The following is a 14,374-nucleotide window of genomic DNA, read 5'->3' on the forward strand; positions in this document are numbered from 1 at the left end:
GAACAGAACGCGCGCAGCGGCGATAGGCTCCCTCGGACGCGGAACTCTTTTCGACCATTCGTTCGGGTAACAGCGGAACATTTTGTGAGGCCACTGATTCGCAACGGCTTCGAGCTGTCGCCGCGCCGGATCGGATGGCCAAGGCAAGCTTGCCGACTCGTCTCTGCCCTAGCTTCTTGCCGCCAAATCCGCGATCGCCTTCATCACCGCATTGCGGATGCCGGGATCGTAGAGGATGTGGCCGGCGCCATCGACGATGCGGACTTCGCTGCCCGGCCAGCGCGCGGCGAGTGCGTGCGAGGTCGCGGGTGGGCATAGCAGGTCGTAGCGGCCCTGTACCAGGATGCCGGGAATGCCGGCGAGCTTGCCGGCCTCATCCATCAGCTGGTGCGGCCGCATGAAGCAATCGTTGGCGAAGTAGTGCGCCTCCATGAACGGCGTCGAGGGCAGGGCGCCTGATGCCTTTGCCAGGTCGAGCCGCGTCTGCTTCGGCGTGTGCTCCGACAACGTGCGTTCGGTGTCGTGCCAGGCGCGTGCGGCCGGCGCATGCACGGCCGCGTCGGGATCGAGGATGCGACGATAATAGGCGGCAACCGGCGTCGCGCGCTCATGCTCGGGCAGGAAGTTGAGGAAGTCCTCGGAGAGGCCGGGATAGAAGCGCGGCAAGGCGCGCAGGAAGACGTCTTCCAGCTCCTCGGCCGTGCCGAGAAAGGTCGCGCGCAGTGCGAGGCCGCTGACCCGCTCGGGATGGGCCTCTGCATAAGCCAGCGCCAGCGTCGCGCCCCAGGAGCCGCCGGCCACCATCCAGCGCGCGAAGCCGAAGCGCTCGCGGATCTTCTCCATGTCGGCGATCAAATGCTGCGTCGTGTTGTGGTCGCGGCTGCCCTTCGGCCGGCTGCGGCCGCAGCCGCGCTGGTCGAACAGCACGGCGTGAAAGCGCTCGGGATCGAACAGCCGGCGATGGTCCGGCTGGCAGCCGCTGCCCGGGCCGCCATGCAGATAGACCGCGGGGACGCCGCCTTCGCGCCCGACGCTCTCGACGTGCAGATTGTGGCCGTCGCCGACATCGAGCCATTCCGATGTCAGCGGAGCGAAGGGATCGGCACGCCTGGCAGCCTTGCCGGCATCGGCGTCAGGCGCCATGAGATTTTCCCTGGCGTTCGTGCTGATGTTGGTCCGGCTCCAGCGTGCCGCCGGCGAAGTTGCGGTAGAGGAAACGGTTCTGCGCGCCGGCGGAGTCCTGCTCGGCCTGCTTGAAGATCTCCTGGTGCCGCGGCGACAGCGCGCAGGCCGGGTCGGTATTCCCGGCATCTCCGGTCAGCGCAAAGGCCTGGCAACGGCAGCCGCCGTAATCGACCTCGCGGAACTCGCAGCTCTGGCAGGGCTCCGGCATCCAGCCGGTGCCGCGATAGCGGTTGAAGGCCTCGGAGTTCTGCCAGATCCAGGCGATCGAATGGTTCGAGCGCACGGACTCGAATTCGATCCCGGTGATGCTCTCGGCGGCGTGGCACGGCAGCACCTTGCCGGCCGGCGAGATGTTGAAGAACTGGCGGCCCCAGCCGCCCATGCACTTCTTCGGCCGCAGCGCGTAATAGTCCGGCACGACATAGTCGATCGCGAGCGTGCCCTTCAGGCGCGCCTGCGCGTCCTCGACGATGCGGCTGGTCTCCTCGATCTGCGCGATCGTCGGCATCAGCGCGGCGCGGTTCTTCAGCGCCCAGCCGTAATACTGCACGTTGGCGACTTCGAGCCGGTCGGCGTCGAGATCGAGCGCCATCTGGATGATATCGGGCAGCTGATGCAGGTTCTGCCGGTGCATCACGGCGTTCACCGTGAGCGGCATGTCGAGCTCGCGCGTCCATTTCGCAACTTCGAGCTTCTTCCTGTGCGCGTCCTTCAGGCCCGCGACGCGATCGGCAACCAAGGGCTCATTACCCTGAAAACTGATCTGCACATGGCTGAGGCCGGCATCGGCCAGCGCCGACAGCTTGTCCCTGGTCAGCAGCACGGCCGAGGTGATCAGGTTGGAATAGAGCCCGACATCGGTCGCGTGCTGCACCAGCTCGACGATGTCCTTGCGCGCGGTCGGCTCGCCGCCGGAGAAATGGACCTGCAGCACGCCGAGTTCGGCGAGCTCGCTCAGCACCTTCTTCCATTCCTCGGTCGTGAGCTCGGTCGAGCCGCGGTCGAGCTCCACCGGGTTGGAGCAATACGGGCATTGCAGCGGGCAGCGGTGGGTGATCTCGAGCAGCACCGCGAGCGGGATGCCGTAGGTCTCGGCCGCCGAGCGCGTTTGCTCGAGCACCGCCAGCCCGTCGGTTGGGCCTGCCGTCGTCGTCTTGCTGTCGGCGAGCGTGTCACTCATGCTGTGCTCTCGCGCGCTTCGGTGAGAAAGCCCTTGTCCGCCAGGTCCTGCAGCATCGCGATCACGTCGGTCGCGATCGCCTCGCGAGGGGCGGCATATTTCTCGGCGAGCTGATCCACCATGTCGGCGACACTGCGCACGCCGTCGCACAGATGCAGCACCTCGACCGCGATCTCGTCCGGGGCCAGGACGCGCTCCGGCGCGAGGATCACCCAGACCTGCCGCGTCTCGTCGAATTTCAGCTTGGCATGGCGCGGCAGTTTCGGCCGGCTGGTCTCGCTGACGCTGATGTTGCGGCTGGCCATGACCTGAGTCCCTAACCTGTCTTCGGCACGAAGGCGCCGGGCGGAATCTGGCCCTCGACATAGGCGTGATACAGCGCGTCGAGCTGCACCCAGAGCACGTTGGTCTTGAAGATCAGCGCATTGCACACCGCCTCGCGCTCGGCCGGCGTCCTGGCGTGCTGCTTGACGTAGTCGAGCGCAAAGCCGGCGTCGCGCGGCGCCTGGGTCAGGCGGCGGCTGAAATAGCTCATGATGTCGGGATTGACGAAGTCGTAATGCTTCAGCATCCCCGAGATGCGCTCCTCATGCAGGTTCGGCGCGAACAATTCGGTGAGCGAGGAGGCGATCGCCTCCAGCGGCGTGCGGTCGCGGCAGAAATGCACATAGGCCTCCACGGCAAAGCGCGTCGCCGGCAGGATGCCTTCGGTGGACTCGACATAGGCGGTGTCGAGGCCGAGGCCTTCGGTCAGCTTCAGCCAGCGCTCGATGCCGCCCTCGCTGCCGAGATCGCCATCATGATCCTCGATGCGGTGGCGCCACTCGACCCGCGTCATGCGATCGCGAAAGCGCGTCATCACCATCGCGTCCTTCAGCGGGATCGTGCTCTGATAGTAATAGCGGTTGAGCGCCCAGGCCTGGACCTGGCCCTTGTTCAGCTTGCCGCCGTGCAACAGGCGGTGGAACGGATGCAGGCTGTGATAGCGCGTCGCGCCGATCGTGCGCAGCGTCGCCTCCATCTCCTCGGCAGTGTCGAGCGTGATGCCCTTGCCGATCGAGAGCGCGGTCATTCCAGAGCTGGGCACGACATTCACAGCACGATCTCCGTTCCGTCCGCAGGTACCTGCCACCCCGCGTGCTCGGCCGCCTTGCGTTCGGCCGAGGTCCCAAGCAGCGCCGGGTTGGAATTGTTGATATGCAAAAACACTTTTCGTCCGATGTCGAGACCGGCGAGGCTTGCGATCGCACCGTGATCGCCGGACATCGCAATATGTCCCATGCTTTGGCCGGTCTTGGTGCCGAGGCCCGCCGCGATCAGCTCGTCGTCGCGCCAAACCGTGCCGTCGAAAAACACCAGGGGCGCGCCCTTGAGCCGCGACTTCAGCCCGTCGGTGACCCGCGCGCAGGCGGCCAGGAAATAGAAGTATTTGCCGCTGCGCTTGTCCGCAATACGCAGGCCCAGCGTATCGCCGACGCCGTCGGCGCCCGCCGGGTGCGCCTTGCCTTCGAGATACCATGCGCCCTTGCCGGGAACCTCGAACGGCAGCACTTCGAGCCCCGACGGCGATCCATCGGGCAGGGCCGGCTCGAAGGCCTGGTCGACCGCAATCGGCAGGCGGGTGACGTTCTTCTCGCTCAGCACGTTGAAGATGCTGTTCGAGCGCAGGATCGCGAGCACGCGCTCATGGGCGTAGATCGCAAATGGCGAGCCCTCGCGCATCGACAGCAGGCCTGCGACCGCATCGATCTCGCCATTGGTGAGGATGACGCCGGCGATCGGGCTGTGGCGCAGCGCACCGGGCTTCGGATGCAGCTGCGGCGTCGCGATCAATTGCTGGCGCAGGTCGGGTGAGGCGTTGACGAGAAACCAGTGCGCGCCGTCGCCGCTGACGGCGATCGAGGCTTGCGTGCTCTGCAATTCGGGATGGTCGCCGCGCGCCGTGCGGCAGACGGCACAGCCGCAATTCCACTGCGGAACGCCGCCACCCGCCGCGGCACCCAGGACGACGACACGAAGCATGATCCGTCCCCTGGAGAGCTTTTCTCAGATCCAGAAACGTTACGAGGTGGACCCCGGATTTGAAACGCACCCCCGTGCTCGGGAGCGCGTTACGCCCGGATGTCCACCTGCGCTAAAACGCTAAACGTGTATAGGGCGCTGCCGCTTACTTGCGGGTGGCGCACATATACATGTTGATTTCCATGCCGACCGACACTTCGACGATCTTCGGTGCTTTCCAGGCCATTTGGCTCTCCTTGTTGCGACCGGACGAACGTTCCGCCCTGAAGATAAACTACTGTGGTTGGAAAAGTTCGCCACTTAAATTTTTCGCTAGGCATCCCGGGCAGAGCCATGCTGCACTGCGGAAGGCAAGTCCGGCCCACTCACAAATTTGTGCGCGCCTTTCCCGTCAAAACCCGGTGGCATCAGACCTTTTTCCTGTTGTTCGCCACACGGTGAATGGTGATCTTGGACTAAGAAACGGGACGACGCGATCCTCCGAAGGTCCTGATGACCACCCCGTGCCTCCCGTCGCGGGAAGCGACTAACCGAGCCGAGTTCAGCCGATGCCACGTTATTTCTTCAATACCCGTATCGGCGACGAGCTGATCTCCGACCCCGACGGCGAAATCCTGCGCGACCCGGATCGGGCGTGGGAAATGGCGCGGGCGATGATTCGCGAACTGCTCAAGACCGAGGGGGCCGACGGTGCGCTGCTCAGCGCCGTGATCGAGGTGACCGACGACGAGGGCGAGATCGTGCTGGAGTTTCCATTCACCGAGGCGATCCTCGATCGCCCGGACCACTCGATGACAAGGCACTGACGCAAGCCGTTGCCGCGCCACAACCATGCGTTGGCCGATGTCGGCATGTTTCCGATTGCAATTGTCCGGACAAATTCGCAAGACTATGAACGGAAAGCCTAATGCGCCGATCGACATCAATGGCGCGATGAACAAAGGCTTCCAGCCAGGGGAGATCATCATGAAAAAACACTCGTTCGCACCGCGCAGCCTGCTGCTGGCGGGGGCCATGCTGGGCGCCTTTACGCTCTCTGCTGCGGCGCAGCAGCCGGCCGCCGCGCCGGCCGCAGGTGCAGCTCCGGCCGCCCAGCCGCTGCCGCCGGGCTCGCCCTTGATCGGGCGTCCCGACAATGAAGCCGCCGCCAAGCTGGCACCGGTGGCGCCGCCGCCGCTGCCGTCTGCGCCCGACAAGCTGCCGCTCGCCAAGCTCAAGGTGCCGGCCGGCTTCAATGTCGAGGTCTACGCCGCAGGGATGGCCAATGCGCGCTCGCTGGCGCTCGGCGACAAGGGCACCGTGTTCGTCGGCAGCCGGCTCGTCGACAAGGTCTATGCGATCGTCAACAAGGACGGCAAGCGCTCGGTCAAGGTGATCGCCTCCGGCCTCTATCGTCCGAACGGCGTCGCCTTCAAGGACGGCACGCTCTACATCGCCGAGCTCTCGCAGGTCTCCAAGATCGACAAGATCGAGGACAATCTGGACAACCCGCCGAAGCCGACCGTGATCTACGACAAGCTGCCGAAGGACGAGGCGCATGGCTGGAAGTTCATCGCCATCGGTCCCGACAACAAGCTCTATGTCCCGGTCGGCCAGCCCGGTAACAACGTGCTGCATGACGCCGACCACGGTCAAATCCGCCGCATCAATCTCGACGGCTCCGGCGCCGAGGTCTATGCGCTCGGCGTCCGCAACTCGGTCGGCTTCGACTGGAATCCCGAGACCAAGCAGATGTACTTCACCGACAACGGCCGCGACTGGCTGTCGGAGACGGTGCCGGAAGACGAGCTCAACCGCGTCACCAAGGCGGGCGAGGATTTCGGCGCGCCGTACTGCTACCAGGGCAACATCATCGACCAGGAGCTCGGCTGGGGCAAGAACTGCAAGGACTATACGCCGCCGGTCGGCCTGATGGGCCCGCATACCGCATCGCTCGGCATGCGCTTCTACACTGGAAGCATGTTCCCGAAGACCTACAAGAACGTGATCTTCGTGGCGCGCCACGGCTCCTGGAACAAGTCGCAGAAGCAGGGCGGCGACGTCGTCGTCGTGAGACTCAACAAGGACGGCACCGTGAAGTCGGTCGAGCCGTTCATGACCGGCTTCCTCGAGGACAACAAGTATGTCGGCCGACCGGTCGACGTGATGCTGCTGAAGGACGGCTCGCTGCTGGTCTCCGACGACTGGAACGGCGCGGTCTATCGCATCACCTACGGCAAGCCGAAGGTCGCCAACCAGTAAGTTGAAGTCATGGATCGGGGGCAGCATGCGCTGCCCCCGATTTTCTTTTTGAACTGTTGCAAGGATGGACCGATGCGCAAGCTCGCAATGGCCGCGGCGCTCACCGCGCTCAGCTTCTCCGCAAATGCCGAGACCATCCAGGAGCGCGCTGCGGCGTGCTTTGCCTGCCATGGCGAGCGCGGCACGTCGGAAACCGAGAACACGCCCTCGCTCGGCGGCCAGCAGGCGCCCTATGCGCTGATCCAGCTGTTCATGTTCCGCGAGAAGCTCAGGGTATTCGACCCGATGAACGAGATGGCGAAGCCGATGACCGACGACGATTTGCGCGCCTTCTCGGATTTCATCGCCACTTTGCCGAAGCCTGTGCCGCCTGCTGACGCCGGCGACGCCGCGCGGATGGCGCGCGGCCAGGCGTTGGCGCAGCAGAACCGCTGCAACAGCTGCCACAACACCGATTTCTCCGGCAAGGATAACGTCCCCCGGATCGCCAATCAGCGCGAGGACTACCTCGCCAAGACGCTGGCCGAATACAAGGACAACAGCCGCCACGGCTACGACGCCACCATGGCGGACGTGATGCAGACGGTGACCAAGGAGCAGATCGGCGACCTTGCCTATTACATCGCGCATGTCCGCTGAAACATCGGGCGGCGCGCCGCTGGTCTTGCCCTTCGGGTGGGGCTAAAACGCCTCCGTCACACGGAGTAGCACATGCAGGATCTTTGGCGTCTGTCGGCAACCGAGCTCGCCGGCCTCATCAAATCGAAGCGGGTCTCGGCGAAGGAGGCCGCCGAGGCCGGGCTCGCCCGGCTCGATGCGGTCAACCCTGTCATCAACGCGGTGGTCGATCACCGGCCGGACGACGTGCTGGCGCAGGCGGTCGCGATCGATGCGGCAATTGCGCGCGGTGAGGCGGTCGGGCCGCTTGCCGGCGTGCCTGTCACGATCAAGGTCAATGTCGACCAGGAAGGCTACGCCACCACCAACGGCCTGAAGGCGCAGCGCGACCTGATCGCCAGGGCCGACAACCCGGTGGTCGCCAATCTGCGCAAGGCCGGCGCGGTGCTGCTCGGCCGCACCAATTGCCCGGCGGTGTCCTATCGCTGGTTCACCACCAACCTCATCCACGGCGACACCAAGAACCCGCGCGATCCCGGCATCACCCCGGGCGGCTCGTCGGGCGGCGCGGGCTCGGCGGTCGCGGCCGGCATCGGCCACATCGCCCATGGCACCGATATCGCGGGCTCGATCCGCTATCCGGCCTATGCCTGTGGCGTGCACGGCCTGCGGCCGAGCCTGGGCCGTATCCCGGCCTTCAACGCGGCGTTGCCGGAGCGTCCGATCGGCCCGCAGATCAGCGCGGTGTCGGGCCCGCTGGCGCGCACGGTGAATGATCTGCGCGTCTCGCTCGCGGCGATGTCTGCGCCCGACTATCGCGATCCCTGGTATGCGCCGGTGCCGCTCGAGGGCCCGCGCCGCGAGAAGCGCGTTGCGATGTGCCCCAATCCCGATGGCCTCGACCCGGTGCCGGAAGTCGTTGCCGCGGTCGCCGATGCCGGCAAGCGCTTGCAAGCGGCCGGCTGGATCGTCGAGGAAGTTGCCAACACGCCGTCCTTGCGCGAGGCGGCCGAGATCCAGACCCGGCTCTGGCTCGGCGACGGCTACGAGGCGCAGCTTGCGTTTGCCGAACGCGAGGGCGATCCCGGCGCGCTGGCCTGCCTGCACGGCGTCCGCTCAAGGGTGCATCCGTTCGACCTGTCGCAGGCGCTGACCCGCCGCGCCACGCTGACGCGCGAATGGTTTGCCTTCCTCGACAAATATCCGGTGCTGCTGATGCCGGTGTCCGGCGAGCTGCCGTTCCCGGATCATCTCGACCGCAAGGACGAGGCGTCGTTCGCGCGGGTGTGGCACGCGCAGCTGCCGCAGATCGCAATCCCGTTCATGGGCCTTCCGGGGCTCGTCGTCTCCACGGGGCTCGTCGGGCGGATTCCGGTCGGCGTGCAGCTGGTGGCCGCGCGTTATCGCGAGGATCTCTGTCTCGCCGCGGGCGAGGCGATCGAGGCCGCCGGCACGCCGTCCTCTCCAATTGATCCGGTGGTCTAACATGGCGACGGTCTACGATTTCACCGCCAAGTCGCTCGCCGGCGAGGACATGCCCTTGCGGCAGTTCGAGGGGCAGGTGCTGCTGATCGTCAACACTGCAAGCGCCTGCGGGTTCACGCCGCAATACAAGGGCCTGCAGGAGCTGCACGCGGGCCTCTCGCCGCGCGGCTTTGCGGTGCTCGGCTTTCCCTGCAACCAGTTCGGCGCGCAGGAGCCCGGCGATGCGAAGCAGATCGCCACGTTCTGCGAGACCAACTATGCGGTGACGTTTCCGATGTTCGCCAAGATCGACGTCAACGGCTCGGGCGCGCATCCATTGTACGAACATCTGAAACGTGAGAAGTCGGGGCTGCTCGGGCCGGCGATCAAATGGAACTTCACCAAGTTCCTGGTCGATCGCGCCGGCAAGGTCGTGGCGCGGCATGCGCCGACCGCCCGGCCCGAAGGATTGAAGAAGGAAATCGAGGCGCTGCTATGAGCGACGACAACACCAACGACCAATTCCCCGACCGCCTCTCGGTCGATCCGAACAGCCCGTATTACAACGCGGACATCCTGGCGCGTGACGTCGGCATCCGTTTCAAGGGCGCCGAGAAGACCAATGTCGAGGAATACTGCATCAGCGAGGGCTGGGTGCGGGTCACCGCGGGGAACGCCAAGGACCGTTACGGCAATCCGCTGACCATCAAGGTGCACGGGCCGGTCGAGCCGTATTTCAGGGACAAGGCGAAGTCCTGAGCGAACTCTAACCACCGTCATTGCGAGGAGCGAAGCGACGAAGCAATCCACTGCATCCGCATCAGTGGAGACATGGATTGCTTCGCTTCGCTCGCAATGACGGCGGAGAAGCCGGTAGACGCAACTCAAAGAGCTCCCCCATGTCCGTCCGCATCGTCGACGTCCGCGAGGTGACGAAACCGATCTCCTCGCCGATCCGCAACGCCTATATCGACTTCACCAAGATGACCTCGAGCCTCGTCGCCGTGGTCACCGATGTGGTGCGCGACGGCAGGCGGGTGGTCGGCTACGGCTTCAATTCCAACGGTCGCTACGGGCAGGGCGGGCTGATCCGCGAGCGCTTTGCACCGCGCCTCAAGGAAGCCGATCCCAAAGCGCTGCTCGATGCCGCCGGTGACAATCTCGATCCGGACAAGGTCTGGTCGACGCTGATTTCGAACGAGAAGCCGGGCGGCCATGGCGAGCGCTCGGTCGCGGTCGGCACCATCGACATGGCGGTGTGGGACGCGGTGGCGAAGATCGCGGGCAAGCCGCTGTTCCGGCTGCTCGCCGAGCGCCACGGTCTCACCGCCAATCCGCGCGTCTTCGTCTATGCGGCCGGCGGCTATTACTATCCGGGCAAGGATCTCGGCGCGCTGCGCAAGGAGATGCGTGGCTATCTCGACCGCGGCTACAACGTCGTGAAGATGAAGATCGGCGGCGCGCCGCTCACTGAGGACCGCGCGCGCATCGAGGCGGTGCTCAACGAGATCGGCCGCGACGCGCAGCTCGCGGTCGACGCCAATGGCCGCTTCGATCTGGAGACCGCGATCGCCTACGCCAAGATGCTGCGCGAGTATCCGCTGTTCTGGTACGAGGAGGCCGGCGATCCGCTCGATTACGCGTTGCAGGCCGCTTTGGCCGAGTTCTATCCCGGCGCGATGGCGACCGGCGAGAACCTGTTCAGCCACCAGGATGCGCGCAACCTGATCCGCTACGGCGGCATGCGGCCGGACCGCGACTGGCTGCAATTCGACTGCGCACTGTCCTACGGGCTGTGCGAATATCAGCGCACGCTCGCGGTGCTGAAGACCCATGGCTGGTCGCCGAGCCGCTGCATCCCGCATGGCGGCCACCAGATGTCGCTCAACATCGCGGCCGGCCTCGGCCTCGGCGGCAATGAGAGCTATCCCGACCTGTTCCAGCCCTATGGCGGCTTCCCGGACGGCGTCCGCGTCGAGGGTGGCCACATCGTGATGCCCGAGCTTCCCGGCATCGGCTTCGAGGGCAAATCGGATCTCTACAAGGAGATGAAGGCGCTGGCCGATTAACCGGTGCAGATCCAGCCAGTCCAGCCGGCTTGGGTCGCAAACATAATTTGAGCAACGCTCAATAAAATATTGAACGTTGCTCACGATGCAGTATACTCATGCGGGAGAGGCGTCTTTTCCGGCGAGTGGGAACGCGCCGGAACCGGCCATGAGGAACAGCCGCATGACATATTCAGCGAAGAATCTTCGGGAAGCCGCAAATGCCGGGGTGATCAGCGTGGCTGATCTGGACCGGCTGCTCGCCTTCCTGGCCAGCCAGGAGGGGCAGGGCGCGGCCGGCGAGGCCAGCCCGGCTGCCAGGTTCGATGCCGCCCACGTGCTCTGGTACGCCGGCGCCCTGATCGTGATCGGCGCCATGGGCCTGTTCTCGACCCTGGCGTTCACCCAGATGGGCGGCCGGGCGCTCACGGCCTGCGCGATCGCCTATGCCGTTGCGTTCGGCGTCGCCGGTCATCACCTCTGGTACGGCAGGAATCTGCGGGTGCCAGGCGGCCTGTTGATCGCGATCGCGGTCTCGATGGCGCCGCTCGCCGTCTACGGCATCCAGGACGAACTCGGCTGGTGGGGCCAATTCGGCAAGCCCGGAACTGTGCAGGACTTCTATATCTGGGTGAAGGGCAGCTGGATCTTCATGGAGATCGCGACCGTTGCCGCCGGCGTCGTCGCGCTGCGCTACTATCGCTTCGCCTCCATCGTCGCGATCATCGCGGTCGCGCTGTGGTTCATGTCGATGGATCTGGCGCCATGGTTCAGCGGCACGACCTATGCCGATTTCGAGACGCGGCGCCGCGTGTCGGTCTGGTTCGGATTGGCCGTGCTCGCGGTGGCCTGGATCGTCGACTATCGCAGCCGCAACGGCGACTTCGCGTTCTGGCTGCATCTGTTCGGCCTGATGGCGTTCTGGGGCGGCATCACCGCGTCCTCAAGCTCGACCGAGCTGGGCAAAGCGGTCTACTGTCTGCTCAATGTCGGCCTCATCGTGATCGCCGTGATCCTGATGCGGCGCGCCTATGCGGTGTTCGGCGCGTTCGGCATCTGCCTCTATCTCGGACATCTCGCCGACGTCGTCTTCAAGGACTCGCTGTGGTTTCCGTTCTCGCTGTCGCTGATCGGCATTGCGGTGATCGCTGCGGGCCTGCTCTACCATCGCAACGAACGCGCGATCGTCGGCTGGCTCGAGGCGCATCTGCCGGCGGGACTGCGGCCGCGCTCGGCAATCGCGTGAGGAGCAATAGTGGACGGAGAGCGGTTGCCGACTACGACAGCCGCATATCCAGCAGCCGCCGGCCTTCGCCCTTCAGCAGCTTCTTCACCGCGCTCGAGGCGATCACCTCGCCATTGTTGGCATAGGCCTCGTGGTTCTTCTCGATGTCGTCGAGCCGGTAGAGGTAGTTGACCATGACGCCGGCGGATTCGCGCAGGCCCTTGGGCGAGAGGTCGCCGAGCCAGTTGATCCGCTCCAGCCGCGCGCCGTTGCCGAGATGGAAGCGGGCGACCGAATCGATCAGCCGTCCCTTCGGCGTGCGTGCCTTCAGAAAGTAGTAGGCGGCGAGCGGCTCCAGCACGGTGCGCAGTTGCGTCGCGAGCTCGGCATTGTCGGGCCAGCCGGGCTTGCCGAGGCTTTCCAGTAGTTGGCGGTCCTCATCTGACAGCGGCACGTCGTCGGCCTGCTTGACCCACTGCATGAAGCCCGGCACCGGCGACAGCGTCACGAAGGTGTCGAGCTTCGGCAGTTCGCGGCGCAGTTCCTCGACCACCTGTTTGATCAGGAAGCTGCCGAACGAGATGCCGCCGAGGCCGCGCTGGGTATTGGAGATCGAATAGAATACCGCGGTGCGGGCCTTCTCGGCCGGCACCGGCTCGCGCTCTTCCGCGAGCAGCGGCGCGATCGCGCCAGGGATCGCTTCGGTCAGCGCGACCTCGACGAAGATCAGCGGCTCGTCGGCCAGCGCGGGGTGGAAGAATGCGTAGCAGCGGCGATCGACCGGATCGATGCGGCGGCGCAGATCGTCCCAGTCGCGGATCTCGTGCACGGCCTCATAGCGGATGATCTTCTCCAGAATATTGGCCGGCGACGACCAGTCTATCCTGCGCAGCACGAGGAATCCCCTGTTGAACCAGGACGAGAGCAGGTGCACGACGTCGCGATCGAGCGCGGCGAGGTCCTTGTTGCCCTTCATCAGTGAAAGTAGGTCGGAACGGATCGACACCAACTCGCCGGTGCCGCCCGGCGCGCGGTTGAGCCGGCGGATCAACTCCTGGCGGCGCGGTTCGGAGGCGAAATGCAGGTCGCTGGCATCCTCGCCATTGGCCTTGGCGCGCCAGGCGTCGATCGCCTGCGCCAGCCTGGCGTGATCGGGGCCGAAATCGCGCGCCAGCGTCTGGAAGAACGACAGGCGGCCGGCGGCATCGAGGTGGTGGTAGCGGTCGAGCACTTCGCGCGCCATCGCGGTGCCGGAGGCTTCGCCGCGGCCGGACAGCAGCGCCTCGCACAATTCCAGCAGCTCGGACGCATCCTGCTTGTCGTTGGCCGGGCTGGCGCGGCCGAGCAGGACGCGGCCGCGTTCGGAGATCGTCGAGAGCAGGTCGGAGAAGAAAGCGTTGGCCATTTACGGGTCGTATCCAGCGGGTCGTGTCCAGTGAAGCCCGACCTTACACGGGATTTAAGGTCGGCAGGAACGCAATCAAGCGCATGGATCGTACGGAAATATGTCGCACCGCGACAGCGGTATAAATCGTCGTCGCTGCGCGCGGTGACAAACCCCGTTCACGTTTTCTCCGCGAACGCGGTCGGTGTCTTGCCGGTAACCTGGCGGAACGCGTGGGAGAATGCCGGCACGCTGGCATAGCCGAGGTCGGAGGCGACCTGCTTGACCGAAACGTTGGCGTCGGTCGACAGCCGCTCGATCGCGGCCGCGATGCGGGCGCGCTGGCACCAGCTCTTGAAGGACAGTTGCGTCTCCGCCGCGAACAGCCGCGACAGTGTCCGCGCCGAGGTGCCGACCGTGCGCGCCAGCGCATCGATCTCGTGGTCCCTGGTCGGATCGGCCAGCACGATATCGGCGGCGCGACGGCAACGCGGCTCCTGCGGCAGCGGGATGAAGGTCGCGGAGTCCTCGGCCTGGTGCAGCTCCAGCATCACCAGCCTGATCAGGAGGTCGGTGCGCTCGCGCCCGCATGCGGCGTCGAACAGCGCGAGGATCGCCTGGTGCACCAGCGGCGACACCCGCACCACGAATTCGTGGTCGAGGCTGCCGCTACGCTTCTCGCGCGCAAGCCAGGCCTGGTCGAAATACAGTGTGCGCATCTCGATGTCGGCGAGCACGTCGATCGCGTGCGGGAGCAGGGCGGGCACCCAGACCGCGCGGTCCGGCGGCACCAGCCAACGGCCCTTCGGCGTCGTCACCTGCATGGTGCCGCTGGCGGCATAGACCAGCTGGGCCTCGCGGTGCATGTGGGCATCGAGCCGGACACCCTTCTGGTAGCTGCGCGCTACCATGTGCACGCCGTCGCCGGTGACGCGCCGGTCCTGGTGGAGGGCTCTGATTGGCGGTTCAGCGATAGTCATTGGCGACATCCCGTCAGGACAAGCACC

Annotated in this window: 16 protein-coding genes; 8 read left to right on the forward strand and 8 right to left on the reverse strand. The window is 65.5% G+C overall.

All coding sequences use genetic code 11. The features are described 5' to 3' along the window. Positions 1-168: 168 nt before the first annotated feature. The 6 genes from pip to pqqA all read right to left on the reverse strand — a co-directional run bounded on the left by pip (position 169) and on the right by pqqA (position 4,613). Complete coding sequence (gene pip / locus ACTUWL_RS24570; RefSeq protein WP_021080052.1) at positions 169-1,143, reverse strand: prolyl aminopeptidase; 975 nt, start codon at positions 1,141-1,143, stop codon at positions 169-171. Then, positions 1,133-2,365, reverse strand: coding sequence for a pyrroloquinoline quinone biosynthesis protein PqqE (gene pqqE / locus ACTUWL_RS24575; RefSeq protein WP_021080051.1), 1,233 nt, complete (start codon positions 2,363-2,365; stop codon positions 1,133-1,135). Before pqqE ends, pip begins: the two co-directional genes overlap by 11 nt. Then, positions 2,362-2,670, reverse strand: a complete 309-nt coding sequence (gene pqqD / locus ACTUWL_RS24580; protein ID WP_021080050.1) for a pyrroloquinoline quinone biosynthesis peptide chaperone PqqD — start codon at positions 2,668-2,670, stop codon at positions 2,362-2,364. Before pqqD ends, pqqE begins: the two co-directional genes overlap by 4 nt. 11 nt (positions 2,671-2,681) lie before the next feature. Continuing rightward, positions 2,682-3,437, reverse strand: a complete 756-nt coding sequence (gene pqqC, locus ACTUWL_RS24585; RefSeq protein WP_035652015.1) for a pyrroloquinoline-quinone synthase PqqC — start codon at positions 3,435-3,437, stop codon at positions 2,682-2,684. A gap of 20 nt (positions 3,438-3,457) precedes the next feature. Continuing rightward, positions 3,458-4,387: a pyrroloquinoline quinone biosynthesis protein PqqB gene (gene pqqB / locus ACTUWL_RS24590; protein WP_021080048.1), complete on the reverse strand. Its 930-nt coding sequence runs from the start codon at positions 4,385-4,387 to the stop codon at positions 3,458-3,460. A gap of 145 nt (positions 4,388-4,532) precedes the next feature. Further along, positions 4,533-4,613 carry a pyrroloquinoline quinone precursor peptide PqqA gene (gene pqqA, locus ACTUWL_RS24595; protein ID WP_035635412.1) on the reverse strand — a complete coding sequence of 27 codons (81 nt, stop codon included), beginning with the start codon at positions 4,611-4,613 and terminating at the stop codon, positions 4,533-4,535. A 322-nt stretch (positions 4,614-4,935) separates the two neighbouring features. On the opposite strand from pqqA, the gene ACTUWL_RS24600 reads away from it, so the two are divergent. The 8 genes from ACTUWL_RS24600 to ACTUWL_RS24635 all read left to right on the forward strand — a co-directional run bounded on the left by ACTUWL_RS24600 (position 4,936) and on the right by ACTUWL_RS24635 (position 12,004). Next, positions 4,936-5,193, forward strand: a complete 258-nt coding sequence (locus ACTUWL_RS24600; RefSeq protein WP_021080047.1) for a DUF6894 family protein — start codon at positions 4,936-4,938, stop codon at positions 5,191-5,193. A gap of 160 nt (positions 5,194-5,353) precedes the next feature. Further along, positions 5,354-6,628: a PQQ-dependent sugar dehydrogenase gene (locus ACTUWL_RS24605; RefSeq protein WP_106940508.1), complete on the forward strand. Its 1,275-nt coding sequence runs from the start codon at positions 5,354-5,356 to the stop codon at positions 6,626-6,628. A 72-nt stretch (positions 6,629-6,700) separates the two neighbouring features. Then, positions 6,701-7,267 (forward strand): c-type cytochrome, encoded by a 567-nt coding sequence (locus ACTUWL_RS24610; RefSeq protein ID WP_021080045.1) that lies wholly within the window; start codon positions 6,701-6,703, stop codon positions 7,265-7,267. Between the two features lie 72 nt (positions 7,268-7,339). Further along, positions 7,340-8,731: an amidase family protein gene (locus ACTUWL_RS24615; protein WP_021080044.1), complete on the forward strand. Its 1,392-nt coding sequence runs from the start codon at positions 7,340-7,342 to the stop codon at positions 8,729-8,731. A gap of 1 nt (position 8,732) precedes the next feature. Next, positions 8,733-9,209: a glutathione peroxidase gene (locus tag ACTUWL_RS24620; RefSeq protein WP_021080043.1), complete on the forward strand. Its 477-nt coding sequence runs from the start codon at positions 8,733-8,735 to the stop codon at positions 9,207-9,209. Then, positions 9,206-9,469, forward strand: a complete 264-nt coding sequence (locus ACTUWL_RS24625; RefSeq protein ID WP_021080042.1) for a DUF3297 family protein — start codon at positions 9,206-9,208, stop codon at positions 9,467-9,469. The genes ACTUWL_RS24620 and ACTUWL_RS24625 overlap by 4 nt, the downstream gene beginning before the upstream one ends. A gap of 140 nt (positions 9,470-9,609) precedes the next feature. Then, a complete protein-coding gene (locus tag ACTUWL_RS24630) occupies positions 9,610-10,779 on the forward strand; it encodes a mandelate racemase/muconate lactonizing enzyme family protein (protein WP_021080041.1) in 1,170 nt (389 codons plus the stop codon). 163 nt (positions 10,780-10,942) lie between these two features. Then, entirely contained in the window at positions 10,943-12,004 is a 1,062-nt protein-coding gene (locus ACTUWL_RS24635) for a hypothetical protein (protein ID WP_021080040.1), read from the forward strand. Positions 12,005-12,035: 31 nt separating this feature from the next. Here ACTUWL_RS24635 and ACTUWL_RS24640 read toward each other — a convergent pair whose 3' ends face one another. Then, a complete protein-coding gene (locus tag ACTUWL_RS24640) occupies positions 12,036-13,388 on the reverse strand; it encodes a malonyl-CoA decarboxylase (RefSeq protein WP_021080039.1) in 1,353 nt (450 codons plus the stop codon). A gap of 158 nt (positions 13,389-13,546) precedes the next feature. Next, complete coding sequence (locus ACTUWL_RS24645) at positions 13,547-14,347, reverse strand: AraC family transcriptional regulator (protein ID WP_021080038.1); 801 nt, start codon at positions 14,345-14,347, stop codon at positions 13,547-13,549. Positions 14,348-14,374: the final 27 nt, after the last annotated feature.

Source organism: Bradyrhizobium sp. WCU1 (assembly GCF_053474805.1).